This window comes from Streptomyces sp. WMMC500 (genome assembly GCF_027497195.1).
GTDB lineage: Bacteria > Actinomycetota > Actinomycetes > Streptomycetales > Streptomycetaceae > Streptomyces.
Genome location: NZ_CP114905.1, coordinates 4,919,155 through 4,940,886, shown reverse-complemented (window position 1 = coordinate 4,940,886; position 21,732 = coordinate 4,919,155). Strand labels below are relative to the sequence as shown.

The following is a 21,732-nucleotide window of genomic DNA, read 5'->3' as shown; positions in this document are numbered from 1 at the left end:
TTGTTTGCCGGACGTTCGGCACTAAGTCATCTGACATATCTACACTCCCGGCTCTCCGGCCACTCTCCGCGGCCGTGTGAGACAGGGGAGGGGACGGAGCATGTTCGGGGTGCCCGAAAGCTGGTTATTAAGACGACGGAAGGCGCCGGCGGCGACACGTTCGGGACCGGCTCCTTCCGTCGGGGAATGCGTGCACCTGTGCGTGCTGCACGGTCAGAAGCTCAAGGACAACCGTGACGGCCACCGCCAGCGGCTCGTGCGGAGCATCCGGGCCCTTGCCGAGCAGAAGGACGAGCCCACGGATGCCCTGCTTCGCGCGCTGCTCGATGTCGGCACCAAGGCGCTCGCCGTCGGTGCCGCGCCGGAGGACGCGCTGGCGCTGCTGATCGCCGACACCCTGCTTGCGGTGCGCGGCGGTTCGCGGGCGGCATGGCGGCTGCGTGCCCGCGCGCAGGAGGCGCTCGGGGACGACCGCGCCGCGATCGAGGCCCACAAGCGGTACCTGGCGCTGACGCGCAAGGACGACACCGACACTGCCACGCAGGTCGAGCGCCTGCAGGAGGGGCTGAAGCACACCGAGCGGGCGCTGCGCCGGCTGCGGCGCGAGTATCCGGAAGCCGCCGCCCACGCCGTGCGGCCGGACGTCGAGTTATGGGCCGACGGCCTCCGTCTGGTGGCGGCCGGTGACCCGGCCGCGGCGCGACCGCGCCTCGCCGCCGCGCTCGGCGCCATGGCCTCCGGGGGCCGTACGGACCGTCAGATACGTGCGGCGCTGGCTGACTTCGAGGACCTCGTCTCCGCAGGACCCGGTACGGCGCCGCAGGCGGCCGGCCCGTCGCGCAAGGAGCGCGAGCGCACCGCGGAGAGCCGGCACCGGATCGCGTTCGCGTCGTACGTGGACGAGAACTACCTGCCCGGCTTTCTCACGCTGCTGCGCAGCCTCGCCCTGAACAACCCGCACATCTGCGAGGACTTCGTCGTCCTCTACGACGACCTGCAGCCCGCGTCGCTGACCCGGATACACCGGCTGCACCCGCGCATCGTGTTGCGCCGCGTCGATGCCGGGCACTACGACGGGTTCGTCAAGGGGAACCGTGAAAACTACCTGGTCCGCAAGGCGTACTTCATTCTCGACGTCTTCCGCTTACGCGACTACGACACGGTGATCACCCTCGACACCGACATGGTCGTGCTCGGCGACATCTCCGAACTGATGAGCCTGCGCGGCGGCCTGGCCGCGGTACCGCAGTTCCTCAAGGAGCAGACCAAGCTCAACAGCGGACTGCTCGTGATATCGCGCGACTACCTCACCGACGAGTTCTGTGCCCGGATCGACGAGACCGGACACTCCGGCCTGTACGAACTCGACAAGCACGACCAGGGGATACTCAACGCGCTGCTGGAGCACAAGTTCACCCGCCTCGACGCGGCGTACAACTACGTCAAGCGGCGCATCGAGCCCGGGGACCCGGTCCCGGAGGAGGTGGCCGTGCTGCACTTCACCGGCCGCCACAAGCCGTGGAACGGCGGCGAGCGGGGCTACGAGCGCCCTGAGGCGGTGTGGGCGACGTACGAGATGACCGACGCCGAGCTGATCGACGCCTTCCTGCGGCAACCGGGAGACCGCCACCCGGAGCTGGAGCACCACTACCGCAGGCAACGGCGCCGGGCCGGCGGGTGACGTCCCCCTCGGCCCGGCGCCGTCGTCACGCGGTCCGATCACATCCCCGGTGGTGCGGGCAGGCGGTGCGCCGCGAAGCCGGGTGCGGTCGGCGCTCCGGAGCCTGACGTGGCCCTGGCCGCCGTGGGGCGGGCTTCGTAGAAGCGTGTCTGGTTGGCGCTCGTACGGTAGGAGAAGGCCCAGGTCGGGCCGTTCGCGTTCGAGTAGGTGAGGGCCGTCGGGTCGGTGGCCGACGCCTCGAAGGACTCCTGCCGCCATGTGCGCCAGGTGCCCGAACCCTGGGTCTGCTCCCCGGTGTTGTAGATCATTCCATCGGCTCCGCGGGCCACAAGCTCCGTGACACCCGTGATCGGGCTGATCACGGCCGACGGAGACCCGGCGGAGGTGAAGTCCCCGACCCGTGTCCAGGCGGTCGGGAAGGCGCCGCCCTCCGTGGCCTGGGCGAAGGAGACGATGCGGCCGTCGGTGGCGCGGGCGAAGACCCCCATGCGGTAGCCGGGGTAGACGACGACCGCCGGGCGACCGGTCAGGGGTGCGTCGCCGAGGGAGGCCCAGGTGCCGACCGCGGTGCCGGTGAAGGCCGCCGTACGCAGCCGGCCCGTGGCATCGGCGCCGAACAGTTGGATGCCGTCGCGCACCGTGATCGCGGTGAACGGGCCGGAGAACCCCTGTCCCGTCAGCGGCATCCAGCCCATGAAGGCGACGTTGGGACGCTGCTGGATGCGATACCAGGGTTTGCCCTGTGCGTCGACGGCGAACTGGACGAGCCGTCCGTCCGGCATGGTGCCGGTCACGGGGTGCTGGGCCATGGCGCCCGCGAGGTTGAACCACTCTTCCCAGTCCGGGTTGCCCTGCGCGTGCCGGGTCCACCAGATGTCGCTGTTGATGCTCTGTGCGGTGACGGCGGTCTCACCGTCGGGCTGTGCGGCGAGGGAAGGAGTGCCGGAGAACGCCTCGTTGCCGGAGATGGTCGTCCACTGGGTGCTGTTGGAGTCGTTCGGATCGCTCTGCCACCCGTGCACGAGGCGGCCGATGTTGTCGGTGTACGCGTACTCGATGGCGCCGCCCGGCGACTGCTGGATCGCGGCGGGGCTGTCGGTGTCGATGCCGATCGAGGGGCGGGCTGGAGAGTGCTCGGCGGTGAGGCGGCAGGAGGCGGGTCCGCCGGAGACGCTGGTGTAGCCGGCCCAGTGCGCGCCGTCTGCGATGAGCCGGTTGTAGACGGTGAAGTTCCCCTGGTCCTCCGCGTAGCGGAAGTAGCGCAGGTCGCCGTTCGGCTGCACGCGGATCAGGGTGTCGCCGCCGAACGAGGTCACGTCCTGGGTGCCGCGCCAGTCGGCCCAGCTGACGGTGTCGTGGCGCTGCAGCCAGCGCTGGCTGTCGAAATCGTAGCGGGAGCGCAGCAGGTTGCCGGTGGCGGCGTCGCGTCCGTACAGCACGCCGAGGTCGGTGGCGACGATCAGGTCGTAGCGCCCCCAGCCGGAGTCGATCTTCCGGTCACCCGCGGGGTTCCAGGCGTTGGTGTCCAGGGAGTACTGGCTCCAGCGGAGGTCTCCGCCGTCGTCGACGTGCCAGATGTTGCTGTCCTGATCGACGGTGATCTCGTGGCGGTTCTCGGTGAGCCGGTAGCGCGTGAAGCCGTCGCTGATCTTCTTGTGGTGGACGTCCCAGGTCTCGGTGCTGTATTCGCGGTGGCTGAGGAAGAGGCCGTCGGCCTTGATGCCGTAGAACTGGGCCTTCCCGCCGGCGAGAACGCGCGGGTAGCGGTCCCAGTCGGTGTCGATCGAGAACGGCTCGGGCACCTGCGTGGCATCGGCGGGGTTGTCGACGTTGCGGCGGATGAAGTTCCCGGCCGGGGTGACGGAGTACAGAGGCGCGGTGGACGTACAGGTCACGCTGTCGTCGGCTGCCGCCGCCCCCGGCGCCGTGATCGTCAGCGGAACCGCCGCGGCCACCGCCGCCAGTAACGCGGGCGCGGTGCGTACGAATCGTCTTCGCGGTACGCGTCGCATGGGCATCCCTCCAGGTCGGCTGTCGTGTGACGGACTCAGGGGACGCCGCTTCCCACCTCACGTCGCCACCCCCCTCGGGGGACGGTAGGCAGCCATGAGTGAACGCTGCAGCGGCCTTGAGGTAAACATAGGGCGCTCAGGTCTGGCTTGTTGATGAACATTCAAGTTTTTCCTCGACATTCCCGTCATGCCTCACTCATGATCTGAACGCCTGTTCGCGTTCATGGACCTGTGGGGGGACCTATGCCCGCGTACCGAAGAATTGCGCGTTACGTCACGACGAACAGACTTCGGCGGGGCCCGTTCGCCACCGCCGTCGCCGTCCTGCTCGCAGCGGTGATCGGCATCACCTCGCTCGCCCTTTCCGGCTCCGGGATCCCCCTGCTGCCGGGTGACCCGCCCGCCCCCGGGACGCCCGATCAGCGCTGGGGCGACGCCGGCGGGCGCGACCACCTCGTACGGGAGCGGGACGCCAACCGCCGGGCGCCCACCACTCACCGCGCCAAGTACCCCACGGGCCAGGGGCGTTCCGGTGACGCACGGCCGAGCCAGCCCGAGAACGACGTACGGGTCGCGGCGGCGCCCGAGCCGGCGGGGAGCGGCTTCGAGCCTGGCCGGAGCCGCGAGCTGCCCGGGGAGCGGACCGCGTACAGCCGCACGTACGCCAACGACGACGGCACCCACACCACCGAGACGTCCCCCGACCCGCTCAACTTCCGGGATGCCGACGGCGAGTGGTATCCCATCGACACCACGCTCCGCGCCCGCCCCGGCGGCTGGGACAACGCTGCCGACTCCGTCGACGTCCGCCTCGGCGACAGCGCCGCGGACACCCGGCTGGCCGGTCTGCGGCTGCCCTCCGGCGCCGCGGTGTCGTACGGGCTGCACGGTGCCGCGCGCGTTCCCGGAAGCGTCGACGGCAGCAAGGTGACGTACGAGGACGTGCTCCCCGACACCGGCTTATGGCTGGAGTCCCAGCCCGGTGGCGTGAAGGAGACCCTCGTCCTGCACTCCCCCGACGCGCCCGCCGTCTTCCGCTTCCCCCTCGCACTCGACGGGTTACGCGCATCCCTCCACGACGGCTCCGTCGTTCTCCGCGACGCGGACGGCCGGACCCGGGCCGTCATACCCCCCGGCTTCATGGACGACTCCGCGGCCGTCCCCGCCCGCTCCGACGGCGTCGCCTACCGCCTCGTCGGCGAGCCCGGCGCCCAGTCGCTGGAAGTGACCCTCGACCGCCGTTGGCTGCGCGCCGACGACCGGGTCTTCCCCGTCCGCGTCGACCCCTCCGTGCGCTCCGTCTCCGCGGGCACCAGCGCCTACGTCAAGGACGGCGGCTCCGTCGTCGGCGACACCGAGCTACAGGTCGGCAAGTCGGCGAGCGGGCCCACCGCCACCTACCTCGGCTTCCCCGACGTCGACGAGGACTTCCGGAACCACAAGATCTTCGGCGTCCAGCTGCAGCTCGCCAACTTCGACTCGGCCTCCTGCAAGTCCCGGCCGGTCACCGTGCACCCGGTCACCGAGTCCTGGTCCGCCGGTACCGGCATGTCCTACCCCGGCCCCGCCACCGGCCCGAGCCTCGCCTCCAAGTCCTTCGCCCACGGCCACATCAAGCTCGGTGACTCCAAGTCCGACTGCCCCGCCCGCAACGAGCTGTTCAACCTCGGCAAGCGCGGGCGCGACCTCGTCCAGCGCTGGGTCAGCGGCCGACAGCCCAACCACGGCCTGTCCGTACGCGCCGCCGCCGAGGACCTGGCCTGGAAGAAGTTCGCGGGCCACGGCACCGCCAACCCGCCCAAGCTGTTCATCACCCACTCGCCGTACGCCGCGGACTACCGCTTCGTCCAGCCGGTGCCCGATCCGCCCGTCCTGCAGAACCAGGACGGCAAGGTGAAGCTGAGCGTCACCAACAAGGGCGCCCAGACCTGGACCCCGGGCGGGTACTACCTGGCCTACCGGGCGTTCGACGCCAAGGGCAAGCTCGTCACCCAGCAGCGCGCGGCCAACCTCACCGGAGAGGTGCCCCACGGGTCGAAGACGACGCTGACCGCGACGATCAAGAAGCTGCCACCGGGCCGCTACACGCTCGACTTCACCATGGTCCGCACCGGCGGCACCGTCTTCACCGACGAGCAGGTTCCGCCCGCCCGGCTCCTGCTGCAGGTCTTCGACATCGCCCCCGTGGTCCAGGAGCAGTATCCGCCCAACGGCTACTTCGCCCAGACCCTCACGCCGCATCTGTGGGCCTCCGCCATCGACGTGGACGCCCCCGCGGGCCAGACCCTGGAGTACAAGTTCGAGGTCTGCGAGCGCGGCGACGACGGGAAACCGACCGGCTGCACCACCTCCGCGTACCAGAGCAGCCCAGCGTGGACCGTACCCGCGGGCAGGCTCTCCTGGGGCAAGACCTATCTGTGGCGCGGCTTCGTCAAGGACGCGGGCAACGAGGTTCCGACGGATCAGATCGCGCTGCTGACCTCCGTGCCCCAGCCGGAGATCACCTCCCGGATCGCGGACGGCCAGGCGAACGAAGCCGACCCGCTGACCGGCAACTACTCCACCACCGCGATCGACGCCTCCCTTGCCGGCATCGGCCCGGATCTGACGCTCGTACGCTCGTACAACAGCCTCGACCCGCGCCGCGACCTTGCCTTCGGCGCCGGCTGGACCTCCCGCTACGACGTCCGCCTCAGCCCCGACGACGACGGCAGCGGCAACGTCGTCATCCGCTACCCCGATGGCCGCGACGTGCGCTACGGCAAGAACCCCGACGGCAGTTACGAGCCGCCGCCCGGCCGCTACGCCCGCCTCACCCGGGACGCCACCGCGAACACCTGGACGCTGCAGGACAAGTCCGGCACCCGCTACTCCTTCAGCAGCTCGGGCCTGCTGGTCAAGATCACCGACGCCACGTCCAACGCCGTCACGTACACCTACTCCGGCGGCCGCATCGCCAAGGCGGAGAACGCGCGCAGCGGCCGGTCCCTCACCTTCGCCTGGACCGGTGACCACGTCACCTCCGTACGCACCAACCCCGTCGGCGGCGCCGCTCTGGCCTGGGACTACACCTACGCCGGTGACCGCCTCGACCGGGTCTGCGCGCCCGACGGCAGCTGCACGTCGTACGAGTACACCGCCGGCAACCACTACGCCACCGCCGTGCGCGACTCCCGTCCCGAGTCGCACTGGCGGCTCGGCGAGGGCGAGGGCACAGCGGCCGAGAGCACCGTCGACGTCAACCTCGGCGACGACCGCGGCACTCACCACGGCGTGACCCTCGGCGCCCAGGGCGCCGTCAGCGGCGATCCCGACACCGCCGCCGTCTTCGACGGGAACTCGTCGCGGATCCAGTTGCCCGGCGGCACTCTGAAGAAGAGCAGGGACACGGCCGTCGAGCTGTGGTTCAAGACCATTCCGACCGGCGTCGGCGGCCCTCTCCTCGGCTACCAGGACAAGGCGTGGGGCACAGCCCCGACGAGCGGCGTGCCCACGCTCTACGTGGGCACCGACGGCAAGCTGCGAGGCCAGTTCTGGAACGGCACCGCCCAGCCGATCACCGCGACCACGAAGAACGTCAACGACGGCAACTGGCACCACGCCGTCCTCTCCGTCTCGGGTCAGAAGCAGAGCCTCTACCTCGACGGGCAACTCGCCGGCACCCTCGACGGCGCCCCGCTCGCCGGACAGAAGCTCACCCACAACCAGATCGGTGCCGCGCACCCCGACTCCCCCGCGAACTGGCCCGGCTGGGGCAGCGCCCAGGCCCGGCACTTCGCCGGCAGCATCGACGAGGTCTCCGTCTACGCCCACCCGCTGGGCCCGCAGTCCGTCGCCGCCCACCACACCCTCGGCAAGCAAGGCGCCGACCTGCTCACGCGAATCGCTCTGCCCAGCGGCCGCACCGGCGCCGAGGTCACGTACGACACCTCCGCCGACCGGGTCGAGGAGTACACCGACGGCAACGGCGGCACCTGGCGGTACGGCAGGCCGGCCGTCTACGGCGACGAGACCGACATGCGCCGGACCATCGAAGTGCAGGACCCCCTCGGCCACCCCTACTTCTACGAGTACGACGCCCTCACCTCCCAGCTCGTGCGCTACGGCGAGCCCATGGCGCTCGGCGTCCGCGAGGCCGACAAACCCGGCGAGCCGTCCACGTCACCCCCGGACCCGCCGGACGAGGTCTGCAGCCAGCCGGACCCCGGGGACCCGGCATTCTGCACTAATCCGCCCGGCGACGGCGGCTCGGAGCCCGACTTCATCCGCCATCCCGTGGACGGCGTCGCGATCCGCAGCTTCACCTACGACGACAAGGGCTACCAGACCGGCGTCACGAGCGAGACAGGCGACACCGTCACGCTCGCCTACGACGACCGCGGCAACATCACCTCCCGGACCACGTGCCGGGCCAAGGACGACTGCCAGACCTCCCACACCTCCTACCCGACCGACCTCCCTGAGCTGGACCCCCGCAAGGACCTGCCCACCGGCACCCGCGACGGCCGCTCCAGCGGACCGTCCGACGACCGCTACCTCACGGCCTACACCTACAACCCCACCGGCGCTCTGCTCACCCAGAAGAACCCCGACGGCGGTACCACGCGGCACACCTACACCACCGGCGCCGAGCCCGCCCGCGACGGCGGCCAGACCCCCACAGGGCTGCCCAAGACCACCACCGACCCGCGCGGTGCCGAAACCCGCTACGCCTACTACCGCAGCGGCGACCTGGCCGAGGTGGTCCAGCCCTCCGGGCTGACGGCCCGCTACACCTACGACGAACTCGGCCGGCTCACGGGCGAGACCGAGATCTCCGACAGCCGGCCCAGCGGCGTCACCACGACGTACACCTACGACAAGCTGTCCAGACCGGTGACCGTCACCGAACCCGAGGTCGCCAACGCCGTCACCGCCGCGCCACACCGGATGCGAACCACGACCGCATACGACCCGGACGGCTTCGTCACCCGCGTGGAGATCAGCGACGCCGTCGGCGCCGACCCCTCCCGGTCGATGACCTTCGAGCCGGACGAGCACGGCCGCCCCGCCCGCGTCACCGACGCCGAGGGCAACGAGTCGACCTACGGCTACGACGTCTTCGGCAACCAGACCTTCATGGTCGACGCGAACGGCAACCGCTACGAGTACGCCTACACCGCCCGGAACATGGCCGCCGAAGTACGCCTCGTCGACTGGGACGGCGACCCCGAGGAGGCCGACGACACCGGCGACTTCGCGGTACTGAACTCGTACTCCTACGACATGGCGGGCAGGCTGGCCCGACAGACCGACGCCATGGGCCGCACCCTCGAGTACCAGTACTACGGTGACGACCTGGTCAGGTCCATCACCCTGAAGGACTTCCACGCCCCGGACGGCAGCACACACGACTACGTCCTCGAAGCCAACGAGTACGACGACGCCGGCAACGTCGTCCGAGAGGTCACCGGCAACGGCCGCACGGTGACCACCTCCACGTACGATGCCGTGGGCCGGGTGAAGGGCACCGTCGCGGGCGGCGCGGCCCCCGGGCCGGTGCAGCGTGCCACATACGACTACGATCTCGCCGGCAACGTCACCCGCACCACCTCGGGCGGCTCCTCCTCCAACGTGCCCTGGCCGGTCAGCACCACGCCGGAGACCGTCGACTACGTCTACGACGGCGCCGGACGCCTCCGGCAGGAGATCGTCCTGAACGGCTCGGCGGACCTGACCACCACCTACGACTACGACCAGCGCAACCTGACGACCGCCGTCACCGATCCGCTCGGCCGCACCACGAACCTCGGCTACGACGCACTGGGCCGGCGGGTCTCCACCACGGCCCCCCAGGTGCAGGCGGAGCCGGGCGACGGCACCGCCGCACAGCCGGTCCGGCCGCTGACCGTGACCGGGCTCACCATGTACGGCGAGGTCACCGAGTCCGTGGACCCGCTGGGCAACACCACCCGGGCGACGTACGACGACCTCGGCCGCCAGACCTCCGTCTCCGCACCGCCGTACACCGCTCCCGGCTCGTCCACGGCTGTCACGCCCACCACCCACTACGGCTACGACGCCCTCGGCAACGTCACCGAGGTCACCGATCCGCTGGAGCGGACCAGCCGCTACTCGTACGACCGGATGAACCGGCTCACCGAGCGCGACGAGCCCACCGGCACCGGCGACGACCGGGCGACCTGGTCGTACACCTACACCCGCACCGGCGAGGTCCTCTCCGTCACCGGCCCCACCGGCGCACGCGCGGAGGTCACCTACGACGACCTCGACCGGCCCCTCACGCAGACCCGGCTCGAACGCCACCCGGAGCAGGCCGCGTTCACCACCGCGTACCGCTACGACGACAGCGGCAACGTCACGGCGATAACCGACCCCAGCGGGGCCGAGACGCACCTCGCCTACGATTCGCTCTCCCAGGCCACCCGGGTCACCGAACCCAGCGGGGTCTTCACCCAGTTCGGATACGACGGCAGCGGGCGTGAGGTCCGGCGCAGCGACGGCCTCGGGCGCACCTCGCGGCAGTCCTATGACGACGCGGGCAGGCTGGTTCAGGAGTCCGACCTCGACGCGAACATGAGCCCGTTGCGGGCCATGAACTACGACTACGACGACGCCGGCAACCTCACCGCCTCGACTGATCCCCTGGGCCGCACGACGACCTACGCCCACGACGCGCTCGGCCGGCTCACGGAGCAGACGGAGCCGGTGTCGGAGACGACGGCCCTCACCACGTCGTTCGGCTACGACGCGGCCGGCAACCGTACCCGCTACACGGACGGCCGCGGCAACTCCACCCACTACACCGTCAACTCCCTCGGTCTGCCGGAGACGGCCGTCGAGCCAGCCACCGCGGACCACCCGGCCGTCGCCGACCGCACCTGGACCACCGCGTACGACGCCGCCGGCCAGGCCGTCGAGGTCCGCGCCCCGGGTGGTGTGACGCGACAGCGCACGTACGACAACGCCGGGCAACTCGTGCTGGAGACCGGCGGCGGCGCGGAGGCGACGACCACCGAACGTGCCTACGGCTACGACGCCGCCGGCCGGCTGACATCGGCGGCGTCTCCGACCGGGGACAACACGTACAGCTACAACGATCGCGGACTGCTCCTGGAGGCGACCGGTCCGGCGGGCGAGGCGAGCTACACCTACGACGAGGACGGGCTGCTGCGCAGCCGCACTGACGCCGCGGGAACCGCGCAGTTCACGTACGTCGACCAGCGACTGGCCTCCGCCACCGACCCGCTCACCGGCGCCCGGCAGAGCTACGCGTACGACGAAGCGGGCATGCTCGAGCAGACCACGCTCGACGGCGGGCGGGCCCGTACGTTCACCTACGACGACGTCGGCCGCATCGACAGCGACACCCTCACCGACGCGGGCGGGCAGACCGTCGCTTCGATCGACTACGAGTTCGACGACAACGACCACCTCACCGCGAAGAACACCGCCGGCCTCGCGGGCCCGTCGCAGAACTCCTACGGCTACGACCACGCCGGCCGGCTGACGTCCTGGACGGCGGACGGCGCCACCACCGAGTACGCCTGGGACGACGCGGGCAACCGGACGAAGAACGGCGACGAGACCGCCGCGTACGACGAACGCAACCGGCTGCTGTCGGACGGCGACTACGCCTACGAGTACTCCGCGCGCGGCGCGCTCACCTCGCGCACCAGCTCGGGGCTGACGGAGGAGTTCGCCTTCGACGCCTTCGACCGGCTGGTCAACGCCGGCTCCGTCTCGTACGACTACGACTCGCTCGACCGCGTCGCAGCGCGCGGCGGGGCCGACTTCAGCTACGCGGGTCTCGCCCCCGACCCGGTCAAGGACGGCACCGCCTCGTACGGGCGGGGGGCGATGGACGAACTGCTGTCGGTCGCCGAGGACGGCGGGACGCCACGACTGGCGTTCACGGACGCGCACGGCGATGTGGTCGGCGGCTACGAAGCGACCGCGGAGGGCGGCGCGGAGCTGGCCGAGTCCGCGGCGTACACGCCGTTCGGAGAGCCGGCGGGGGAAGACGAACTCTCGGGCAACGCCGGCTACCAGGGCGACTGGACCGACCCGGACTCCGGGCAGGTCAACATGGGCGCCCGCTGGTACGACCCGGGCGCCGCCGGGTTCGTCTCACGCGACGCCGCCACGTACGCCTCCGGGCCCTCGGCGTTCGCCAACCGCTACGGCTATGCGGCGGCGTCGCCGATGGACCATGCCGACCCGGACGGCAACTTCGGGTTCTGCCTCCCTTGCGGCCTCCTCGGCGGCGCCTTGGCGCTGGCGCGCGCCTACCTGGCGAAGACGATCTGGAGCGGTCTGCGCGACATGATCTCGGGCGTCGCCGACCGCGTCCGTGACCTGCTGGAGCGGAGGCGGGCGGCGAAGAAGACCGCCGCGGCGATGAAGGAATACGCCCGCCAAGCCTGGCGGGCGGCGAAGTCGGCGGCCAGATCCGCCGCCCGCGTGGCGGACAGAGCCGCCGCCAGGCTGGACCGGACGGGCAACGACGGCTACCACAGGGCGAACGACCGGATCGACGAGATCATCCGCGGGCTGAAGGACAAGGGGTCCTCCGCGTCGGACTGGGCGGAGGCCAGAGCCCGCGAAGCCAAACGACGACTGCTCCAAGAGGCCAGAGACATCACGAACCGGGCGAAGGCCGCCGTCAAACGAGCCATCACGAACAACCCGCTGCCCGCCGTCACCGCCGCGCTCAAACCCCTTTACGAGGTTGCCGCGGACATCGTCTCGTCTGCTCCCAACGTCGCGGCCCGGGTGGTGGACGTCACCCGCGACGTGATCGCGGACGCCGCACAGAGCGCAGACAACGTACGCGCCGCGGCGGTGGCGGCCGCGGGGGACGTCGTCCAGGAGGTCTCCGCGGCGGTCGACGCGGGCGTCGAATTCGCCCGCAACACCGCCCCCGCCGTCCGCGACGCCCTCGGCACCGGCCTGTCCGCCGCCGCCGAACTCACCGGCTACAACGACTTCAAGGACTGCCTCACCAAGGGCGACATGGAAGCCTGCGCCTGGGCCACCGCCACCCTCGCCGGCGCCGCCGCCGGCGGCGCGGGCGCCGGCGCGGTCCGCGCGGCGAAGGCCGGCCGTATGGCCACCAAAACCGCGACGACTGTGGGCAAGAACGCCGACCGTGTCGAGTCAGCGGTGGACGCCGGCACCTGCGTCGCCGAAGGCGCAAGCGCCGCAGCATCGGCCAACAGCTTCACCGCCGGCACCGAGGTGGTGATGGCCGACGGATCAAGGAAACCAATCGAGGACGTCGAAGTCGGCGACAAGGTCAGGGCAACAGACCCGACGACCGGCGAGACGAGCGACGAGAAGGTCACCGCGACCATCGAGGGCACCGGCGAGAAGCACCTGGTCGACCTCACGGTCGCCCCGAACGGCCCGACGGACGACGCCACCGCCACCCTCACGGCCACGGAGGGCCACCCGTTCTGGGTCCCGGCCCTGAAGAAGTGGCAGGGGGCAGGCGACCTCAAACCGGGCCAGTGGCTCCAGACGGGTGCCGGCACGTATGTCCAGCTCACTGCTGTTCGCGCCCGGACAGCGGAGACGACGGTCCACAACCTCACGGTGGACGACGCCCACACATACCACGTCGCCGTGGGCATGACGGACACTCTCGTCCACAACTGTGATCCCGCTGACCTACCTGACATCGGCCCTGCCTTTGATGACATTCGGCCTGCTTCCGGGCGGGGTAGTCAATCCGGCGACGACGAACTTGAGCGGAGCGCCGAGAGAAAACAGACGAGAAAGTCAACGATGGAGGATGGTGGAGAAGCCTCTGCAGATGTGGCCCAGGCTGTCGTCGACGTGACTCCGGCCCATGGGCTTGCTGTGGTCGATCCGGTCAGCTCCCTCGTCAACACGGGGATGTTCGTCGGATCAGCAGTCTCGCGTCTCAATAAGATGGCGCGAGAGCGGATGCGAGGAGCAGGTAGTCGATGACAGATGCGCGTTCCCTTCTGGATGAATACGCCACTAATGGCCGCCTATCACCCGAGACCGTGGCACAAGCGAAGTTCGGCGCAATCAGTGAATCGTCACCGGCACTGGTCATCAGCTGTGCGTATGCGCTGTGGGTGACCCAGCACCTCTCCGGTGCCAAGCCGGCACCGGCTAGCGTCGGGGAGGTTGTGGCTGATCTCCTGAGTGCCGACCTTCCCTTGTCTGCGGAGGATGCAGTCACGCTCACCATGGTGCTGCTGGGCGAGGCTTCCTTCGGCATGGAGGCGGAGAGCGACAGTGTCGGAGGACTTGAGGCGACAACCGCACTCCTGTGGTCCGCGGTGCGGCGGGACGGCCTCCGTGAGGACGAAGTCGACGCACTTCTGAGCGACGCGGAAGCAGCTTGCCGCGAAGTCGTCGACTCGGCCGAGCTGATGCGACCACTCGTCCGGGACGGCGCCCATGGGCCGTGGGATGCGACCGAACCGTTCGATCCCCAGGTCAGACGGCTGGCGCTCGGCGCTCTCCGGGTGCCCGACATCAATCAGGTCACCCTCCGTCCCGAGCAGCGTGGGCAGGATGTCGAGGCCGTCACTTTCATCTTCGAGAAGACGGCTCTGCAGCTACAGCTGTTTCATGCTGCCGAAGGCGGCACCTGGGATGACGTGCGCGGCCGGTTGAGCTCACAAGTACTTACGGCCGGGGGGCAGGCTGAGGAGAAGGTGGGCGCACTGGGGAAGGAACTGGACTGCATGCTTCCCGTACGCGATGGATCCGGGCGGCTTGCCCGAGTGAGATTCCTCGGCTGCCATGGACCCGGGTGGCTACTGCGCGGAGTGCTCCGTGGCGATGCCGCTGAGTCCGACGTACACCACGCCTACGTCCGTCACCTCTTCCTGGAGACCGTGGTGGACCTCACCAGCACGCCCGTCGCGAAGAGCCGCGGCAGCGCCGTCCCCCTTCGATGGCCGCCACGTTAGCCTCGACCACGCTTCGTGTTGCTGGCGTCGATATCTGAATCCGGCATAGCCACCGGGGAACTGGGCTCGCCCGTCATGGACAGTTCGACGCACCGTAAAGCTCAGGCAGTGGAGCTGGAACAGGGTGCGGGTTCCGGGGGCCGGATGATGCGCTGCTCCTTCGGCGATCCTGCGATGAGCGCAGTGCCCCGGCGGTGCTCTGGGGTACGTTCTTGGTCTCAATTCTGGTCTCGTTCATCCTCGTACATCGACGTTCACTGCAGTCGCCAGCAGGTTCGAACCCGCAGGTCAGAACGGAGCCGTCCCGGCCCGGACAGCAACACGGCGAATGGGAAAGCGTGTTGGGTTCACACCCTCACGAGTTCGAATCTCGTATCCTCCGCACCCCGCCTGACCAGGCGAAACGAGCCCCGCACCGGCACGCCGCTGCGGGGCTCACGCATGCCCTGGCCTCACTTCCAGGCTCGCCCATGAGCCCCACGAAGAAGTGAAACGGGCCTTTGGGATGCACGCGCTCTGTGCCCTGCGAGTCCGACAACCCGGTCCCCGTCCGTTCCCGCTCCCGCGCTCGTCCCGCTAGATACGATGGTGACGCCAGGACGGCGACAGTGTCAGGTGGCCGGTCAGCCGGCTGCCCAGGGGAGCAGCGATGACCGAGCAGCACTTCACCTCCAGCGGACCCTTGATCGCTATGCCCGCACTCACCCCGGCCGCGCTGCGCACCGCCATCGCCCAGATCGCTCCGGCCCAGCTGCCCGCCTTCGCCGACCACCTCGACCGAGCGGCCGAGCAGGCGGCAGCACAGAGCACGATCGCCCCTCTCCGCGCATTCCTCCAGTACTGGGGCGAGTTCGTGGCAATACAGCGCCGCCCGGAGCAGGCCGCCCGCTTGCGACAACTGGAAGCGGCCGTCGAAGCAGCCAGCACCCCTGAAGAGGTCAACCCACTAGTGGCGGAGATCCAGCAGCTCTTGGCCGCAGCCCAGCGCGAGGTCGCCGGGTGAGCGACGACTGGACCTGGCACTACAACCCTGACACCGCGCACGTCACCGACGGCCTTCCGGTCGAGGTCATCACAGAGGTCGAACGACTCGCAGAGCAGCTCGCGATCCTCGGCTACGACGCCGCAACCGCCGGCCGCGGCCCTGCCCACGGCGGTGGCCTCCGGACCCTGGACATCTTCGGTGGCCGCGGCTACTTCATGTATCTCGCACCGGAACGGATGCGCGCGATCTCCATCGTGAGAGTCGTCTGGCTCGGATAGGCACCTCCTCGAGTATCCGCACGACGAGATCGCCTCCCGCCACAACCGACAGCCCCTCACCAACCTCACCAAAGTCCTCCTCCCGCAACCACCGGTGCCAACCCGCCGCCTCATACACATCTACGCCCTGCACCCTCAAGCATCCAGGCCCGCCGAAGACAGTAAAGGGGCGCCTATTGCGCATGGAAGTGACACATGAGACTTCCGAAACTGGACCGCATTGACCGAATATGCACTTGCCCGGGCCATTTCACCGCCGGACTCTGAGGAAGTACCAGGTCACGGAGCGGGGACTCGCTTTCCGGGGGTGCGACTGTTGACACTGTACATCCCGATCCTCAAAGGATTGCGCTGGGAATTTTCGGCACTCGCGCATTTATACCCCGCCACAGAGCACAGAATACTCCCGCTCTTCCACCTCATCCATGATCAATCACGGTCAGTCGTGCCCACCTTTCTGAAACACCTGGATCACCAGCCCCTGGAACCAGGATCGGCTCTGGACATCGCGGTGGAATGCCACGCACCGCTCACGCATCAGCTACGCGACCTCGTGCATACACCGCTCTTTCACATATCCCAACGCTGTCTCGCTGGTGACATGCCACGTGTGATCCCCGTCCTGCGGCCCGACTCCCCGGCACCCACAGTGGCTGCGGCACGACATGCCGCTGCCCAGCACCGCCGTGGAATCTGCGTCCGCGTTGCCCTCCACCAGATGGAAGCCAATCCCCATCACACCGTCGATCACGTGCGGGACCTCCTGGAACGGGCTGGGCAACGGCCGCACAACGTACGGTTGATAATCGATGTCGGCGCAGTGTCGGGCGAGACAACCCTGACCACGCACACCACGCTCGTCGTCAAGGCCGTCCAAGCGCTCTCCGAGACCGACTGGCAGCTACTCGCCGTCTCCTCAGGCGCCTTCCCACACCCGGTAGAGCTGGCGGAACTGCCGCGCCGCCAACCACATCCATATCTCCGCTACGACGCGTCGCTCTGGCGGCGAGTGACCTCAGAGCTCCCCGATTCCAGGCTCGACTTCTCCGACTACGGTGTGGTCCACCCGCATCGACCGCCCGCCGCTCCGTCCAGCGCCCCCGACCCGTTCCTCGCCTACACCGTCGGCGAGCAATGGCAGGTACGCATCTACGACCGACGCCTTCCGGGCAACGACGACTTCATGACGCTGTGCTCCGAACTCACGCAGTCCCCCGACTGGCCGACCGCAGGAGCACGCACCTCCTGGGGCGACGAGGAGCTACTCTCCTGCGCCCGCCGGACCCGGGGCTCGGGCAGGGCCGGCGGCCCTTCCCAATGGCTGGCGTGGGCAACGTCCCACCACATGGAAACCGTGGTCCAGCGCCTCAATAGGATCGGGCGGCCTTAGAGGCCACCTCCACGCCCACGTGAACACCGACCACCTCATTCAGGCTTGTCCACATCCGTACACGAGCCTTGGTCGAATCTCGTCTCCTCCGCCGTGGAGCGCTCGGGGTGCGCCGCGTCCGTTGCGTTGCGGTTTATCAGCCTTCGTCTGGTGCTTCCTTCTCCTCGCCGACTACGTAAGCCGTGAGAGCGGAGACCCCGTTCGGCCCGACTGTGAGGCCGGCCGCGTCCTTGGTGTGCAGGTAGGTGTGAGTCGGCACGTGGGTCGGGGCCATCACGGCGCGTTCCATGAGCATCCGGTCGAGTTCGGCCCACTCCTTCGCCGCCGCCGCGAAGCCCTCCGTGGCTTTCGCCTTCTGCAGTTGGGCGCGGACGGCCTGGTCGTCCAGGCGGGCGAGGAGCGTGGCGTACGGGGAGGTGGCGTCGAGGTGGGGGGTGAAGAGGGCGCTGGAGGTGGGCCAGGTGGCGGTCAGGGCCAGGGGGTACAGGTCCGCGTCGCCCTTCTCGGCCGGGTCGATCGCGCCGTGGACGTCGCCGTAGCCGATCTCCTTCACCGTCGCCTCGAAGCCGGCCTCGTCGAGGGCCGTGGCGATGTCGCGGGCGGCCGTCACGTCCGTCGTGCTGCCGACGGTGATGGGGGTGCCGACCGCGTCCGCCTCCTCCAGCAGGGCGCGGGCCGCGGCCGGGTCGCCGTCGGGGCCCGGTTGGTAGAGGTCGAAGTCCCGGGAGCCGCGCAGGCCCGGGGGGATCAGATGGGTGGCAGGGGCGGAGCCGGAGGGTCCGTCGGGGTCCGCCGCCGAGGGCGGGAACGCCGTGACGAGGGCCCGGCGCACCCGTACGTCCGGCAGCCGCTTGGTGTCGACAACGTACCCCTCGGTGGTCAGGGGCCGGGCCTCCAGGGTGCCGATCCGGTTCGTGCCGACCTGGTCGCGGATGTCGGCGGTGGCCGCCGTGGTGAGCGTGATGACGGGGCGACCGGGCTCGGCGTTCGTCATCTTCTCCAGGATGTCGCCCTCCGCCAGCCCGGTCTCGATCCGGAACCGGTCCGGGTAGGCGTGGCGCACCGGGTCGGTCGATGCGGACCAGCCGGGGTTCCGGACCAGCAGGATGTTCGACGGTGAGATGACGTCGGCGAGCTTGTACGGGCCGCTCGCGACGGGTCGCTCCCCGTAGTCCGCGCCGGCGTCCTCCGTCAGGGGTACGGGCGCCGCGGCCGGGTCGGTCAGGGCCAGGTTGAAGTCGGTGCGGGGCTCCGGGAGATGGAAGACGATCTCGTCGGAGGAGGGCGTCTCGACGGAGTCGCCGGGGAGGGACGGGGAGTCGGAGCGGTGCAGGGCGTAGCCCTCGCCGAGGAGCCAGGGCAGCAGCAGCGAGGTGGTGTCGGACACGTCCGTGTCGAGGCTGCGCTCGATGCCGTGCGCGATGTCCCGCGACGTGATCGGGGAGCCGTCTTCGTACGTCACGCCCGCCTTCAGCGTGAACGACCACGTCCGGCCGCCGTCCGACATCCTGCCCGGGTCGGTGGCGAGGTCGCCGACCAGCTTGGTGGAGCCGTCGGGGAGCGTCTTGACGGTGGTCAGGGTGCGGAAGACCAGGGGGGCGAGGGCCCGTTCGGCCTCGTTGCCGACGTTGGCGGGGTCGAGGCCGTAGACGCTCGCGGTCTCGGCGACGGTGAGCGTGCCGCCTTCGCTCGCACCCTTCACGGCGGCCGCCGGGCCCTTGGAGTCCTGTGCTGTGCCGATCGTGAGCGTCTCGGTACGGGACACGGGGGTGGCGGGGGTGGGGCGCGATCCACGGGCGTCGCCCTCGCTGCTGTCGCCGCCGAACGGGTCGGCGACGACGAGCACCGCGACGAGGGCTGAGACGAGGGTCAGGGTGACCCACATGGCGGCGCGGCGGCGGGAGGGCGCTTTGGCGGCGGGCGGGTCGGGGGCCGTGTCCGGCGCGGGGGCGGGCTCGGGGGCGGGGGCGGGTGCGGGTGCGGCGGTGGGCTGGGGCGCGGCGGTGGGGTCGGGCGCGGCGGGCGGGGCGGGGGGCGTGTCGGGCGGAGGGCTCGACGCCGGCCCTGCCGGCTCCGGCGGCGCCCCGGCGTCCAACGCAGGCGGGGCTGGCGCTGGGACCGCCGCCTCTCCGTTCCCCCGGACGGCCTGCAGCGCCGCCAGCCGGTGCACGACCTCCCCCGCCGCCGGCCTGTCGTCCGGGCCCTTGGCCAGCATCTCGGCGACCAGCGCGCCCCAGCCGGGCGGCAGGTCGGGGCGTGCGGCGGCCACCGGTGGAGCCGGCTCGTACACATGGCTGTGGATGAGCGCGGGCGCGGCGTCGGTGGCGAACGGCGGGCGGCCGACGAGCATCTCGTAGAGCATCACGCCGCACGAGTACACGTCGGTGCGCCCGTCCACCGACTCACCCAGCAGTCGCTCGGGGGCCATGTACCGCAACGTCCCCGCGGGAGTGCCGGTCTCGGTCGTCACCTGCTTCCACGCGGTCGTGGCGTCCAGGAACTTGGCGATGCCGAAGTCGAGGACCTGCACGACGCCCTCGCCCGTCACCATGACGTTGGCGGGCTTGATGTCGCGGTGCACGATGCCGGCCCTGTGCGCCACTTCCAGCGCCCGGCACGTCTGCGCGGCGACCCGAGCGGTCAGGTCGAGGGATAACGGCCGGCCGTCGGCGAGCAGGTCGCGCACGGTGCGGCCGGAGAGCAGGGGCATGACCAGGTACGGGTCGTCGCCCTCGCTGCCGTAGTCGAAGACCGGCACGATGTACGCGCTCTCCAGCGCCGCGGCGGCGCGCGACTCCCGTACGAACATCGCCGCCGCGCGGGACCGCGCGGCGGCCGGGGTGTCGGCCGGCAGCCTCAGCAGCTTGACGGCGACGTGCCGTTCGAGCCGCGCGTCGTGAGCCCGCCACACCACGCCCATGCCGCCCGAGCCGACCCGCTCCACCAGCGTGTACCGCCCGTCCAGTACCGTCCCGCGCATCCCGCCCGCCCTCCTGAGCCCCGCCCGGCCCCACCCCGCCCGGCGGCGACAACGCCAACCTACCGACGGGCGGTGGGACACGAGGCTGTCACCGGGTTCTCATGCCGGGACGGCCGCCACCGGCTGCCGAGCGCTGCGACGGTCTCCGCGCCGGGGCCCCGTGTCAGGCCGTGAGCGGCACCGGATGGATCTCGTCGGCCGGGTGGCCGGCGCGCTCGTGAACGCGCATCACCGCCTCCGCCGACGGCGCCTCCGACAGGCAGAAGACCTCACCGGACCGCGGGTCCGCCCAGGCTTGCTTGAAGCGCACCCCCTCCTCGGCCTCGATGGCCCGGTCCGCGCGGTGGGCTTCCTGCAGTTGCTCGCCCGTCAGCCCCTTCATTCCGTGGTGAACGTCCATGAACTCGGCCATGATCATGCACCTCCCGATCGGCTGTACTTCCATACTGCACCCGGCATCGGAAGCGCACCTGATGAGCGACCAAGCGTCATCGATCGAGCATCCTGGGTGGTCGACACCGCCGGCCGCGGCGCGGCGGTGATCGCTCCGCTGCCCGCTTCGCGACAATAAGCCGGAAGACATCCGAGTCCAGGCGAAAGGTGCAGACGCGGCATGGTCGACGGCCGGCTCACCCTCACCATGGTCGACACCGCGCGGGTACCCCCACTGCTGGCCCTGGCGGCCCTGGTCGTCACCTTCCTCGTCACCCGCGGCATCACCCGCATGATCCGCGCCGGCAGGGGACCGTTCCGGAACATCGACCCCGGCGGGATGCACATCCACCACGTGGTGCCGGGGGTCGTCCTCATGGTGATCGGGGGCTTCGGCGCGGTCTTCGTGGACGGGGGCGTGGTCGCCGAGTCCGTGGTCGCCGTCGTGTTCGGCATGGGCACGGGTCTGGTGCTCGACGAGTTCGCCCTGATCGTCCACCTGCACGACGTCTACTGGAGCGAGCAGGGCCGCACGTCGGTCGAGGTCACCGTGCTGACGGCCGTGGTCGTCGGCATGGTGCTGATCGGCTCGTCCCCCTTCGACGTGGACGACGAAGGAGGGCCGCAGCAGCAGGGGGTGCTCCTGTGGGCGGTCAACCTCATCGTCGGCACGCTCATCGCCGTGGTCTCCTTCGCCAAGGGCAAGTTCCGCATGGGCGTGCTCGGCGTCGTCATCCCCCTGGTCGGAGCGGTCGGGGCGATCCGCCTGGCCCGTCCCGCATCACCCTGGGCACACCGCTTCTACGCCCACCGCCCGCACAAGCTCGCCCGCGCCACCCGCCGCGCGGCCCGTCACGACGCCCACTGGAGCGGCCTGCGCACCCGCTTCCAGAACGCCATCGCGGGCGCCCCCAGCCGGCCCCGGCAGGACCAGGACCGGGACCGGGAGCGGGACGGCCCTCCTCCGCCGCCCCCGGGGTGATCCTCGGCGGGCACGGCCAACCCTTGTGGAGGTGCGT

General features: G+C 70.2%; 9 protein-coding genes and 1 pseudogene. 7 read left to right on the top strand and 3 right to left on the bottom strand.

Annotation, left to right across the window (positions count from 1 at the left end; translation table 11 throughout):
• Positions 1 to 877: 877 nt before the first annotated feature.
• A pseudogene (locus O7599_RS21295) lies at positions 878 to 1,651 on the top strand (glycosyltransferase); the annotation flags it as partial.
• 68 nt (positions 1,652 to 1,719) lie between these two features.
• Here the strand turns inward: O7599_RS21295 and O7599_RS21290 are convergent.
• Positions 1,720 to 3,693, bottom strand: coding sequence for a tachylectin-related carbohydrate-binding protein (locus O7599_RS21290; RefSeq protein WP_281617195.1), 1,974 nt, complete (start codon positions 3,691 to 3,693; stop codon positions 1,720 to 1,722).
• A 243-nt stretch (positions 3,694 to 3,936) separates the two neighbouring features.
• Here O7599_RS21290 and O7599_RS21285 point away from each other — a divergent pair, with 243 nt between their 5' ends.
• From O7599_RS21285 to O7599_RS21265, 5 genes are all read left to right on the top strand, one after another.
• Positions 3,937 to 13,668, top strand: coding sequence for a LamG-like jellyroll fold domain-containing protein (locus O7599_RS21285; RefSeq protein WP_281617194.1), 9,732 nt, complete (start codon positions 3,937 to 3,939; stop codon positions 13,666 to 13,668).
• Complete coding sequence (locus O7599_RS21280; protein WP_281617193.1) at positions 13,665 to 14,648, top strand: DUF3710 domain-containing protein; 984 nt, start codon at positions 13,665 to 13,667, stop codon at positions 14,646 to 14,648. The genes O7599_RS21285 and O7599_RS21280 overlap by 4 nt, the downstream gene beginning before the upstream one ends.
• Positions 14,649 to 15,297: 649 nt before the next feature.
• On the top strand, positions 15,298 to 15,651 hold the full coding sequence (locus O7599_RS21275) for a hypothetical protein (RefSeq protein ID WP_281617192.1): 354 nt from the start codon (positions 15,298 to 15,300) through the stop codon (positions 15,649 to 15,651).
• Positions 15,648 to 15,911: a hypothetical protein gene (locus tag O7599_RS21270; RefSeq protein ID WP_281617191.1), complete on the top strand. Its 264-nt coding sequence runs from the start codon at positions 15,648 to 15,650 to the stop codon at positions 15,909 to 15,911. The genes O7599_RS21275 and O7599_RS21270 overlap by 4 nt, the downstream gene beginning before the upstream one ends.
• Before the next feature lie 307 nt (positions 15,912 to 16,218).
• The gene (locus O7599_RS21265; protein WP_281617190.1) at positions 16,219 to 17,301 is read left to right on the top strand and encodes a hypothetical protein; all 1,083 of its coding nucleotides are present in this window, start codon (positions 16,219 to 16,221) and stop codon (positions 17,299 to 17,301) included.
• Between the two features lie 136 nt (positions 17,302 to 17,437).
• On the opposite strand, the gene O7599_RS21260 is transcribed toward O7599_RS21265, so the two are convergent.
• Entirely contained in the window at positions 17,438 to 20,281 is a 2,844-nt protein-coding gene (locus O7599_RS21260; protein ID WP_281617189.1) for an ABC transporter substrate-binding protein, read from the bottom strand.
• A gap of 163 nt (positions 20,282 to 20,444) precedes the next feature.
• Positions 20,445 to 20,693, bottom strand: coding sequence for an SCO4226 family nickel-binding protein (locus O7599_RS21255; RefSeq protein ID WP_281617188.1), 249 nt, complete (start codon positions 20,691 to 20,693; stop codon positions 20,445 to 20,447).
• Between the two features lie 201 nt (positions 20,694 to 20,894).
• Between O7599_RS21255 and O7599_RS21250 the strand changes: the two genes are divergently transcribed.
• The gene (locus tag O7599_RS21250; protein ID WP_281617187.1) at positions 20,895 to 21,695 is read left to right on the top strand and encodes a hypothetical protein; all 801 of its coding nucleotides are present in this window, start codon (positions 20,895 to 20,897) and stop codon (positions 21,693 to 21,695) included.
• The last annotated feature ends 37 nt before the right edge of the window (positions 21,696 to 21,732 follow it).

What these genes read in the sequence shown, in the direction of transcription:
- O7599_RS21250 (WP_281617187.1), top strand. Translation starts at nt 20,895, where the DNA reads ATGGTCGACGGCCGGCTCACCCTCACCATGGTCGACACCGCGCGGGTA.
- O7599_RS21260 (WP_281617189.1), bottom strand. Translation starts at nt 20,281, where the DNA reads ATGCGCGGGACGGTACTGGACGGGCGGTACACGCTGGTGGAGCGGGTC.
- O7599_RS21280 (WP_281617193.1), top strand. Translation starts at nt 13,665, where the DNA reads ATGACAGATGCGCGTTCCCTTCTGGATGAATACGCCACTAATGGCCGC.
- O7599_RS21255 (WP_281617188.1), bottom strand. Translation starts at nt 20,693, where the DNA reads ATGGCCGAGTTCATGGACGTTCACCACGGAATGAAGGGGCTGACGGGC.
- O7599_RS21275 (WP_281617192.1), top strand. Translation starts at nt 15,298, where the DNA reads ATGACCGAGCAGCACTTCACCTCCAGCGGACCCTTGATCGCTATGCCC.
- O7599_RS21285 (WP_281617194.1), top strand. Translation starts at nt 3,937, where the DNA reads ATGCCCGCGTACCGAAGAATTGCGCGTTACGTCACGACGAACAGACTT.
- O7599_RS21290 (WP_281617195.1), bottom strand. Translation starts at nt 3,693, where the DNA reads ATGCGACGCGTACCGCGAAGACGATTCGTACGCACCGCGCCCGCGTTA.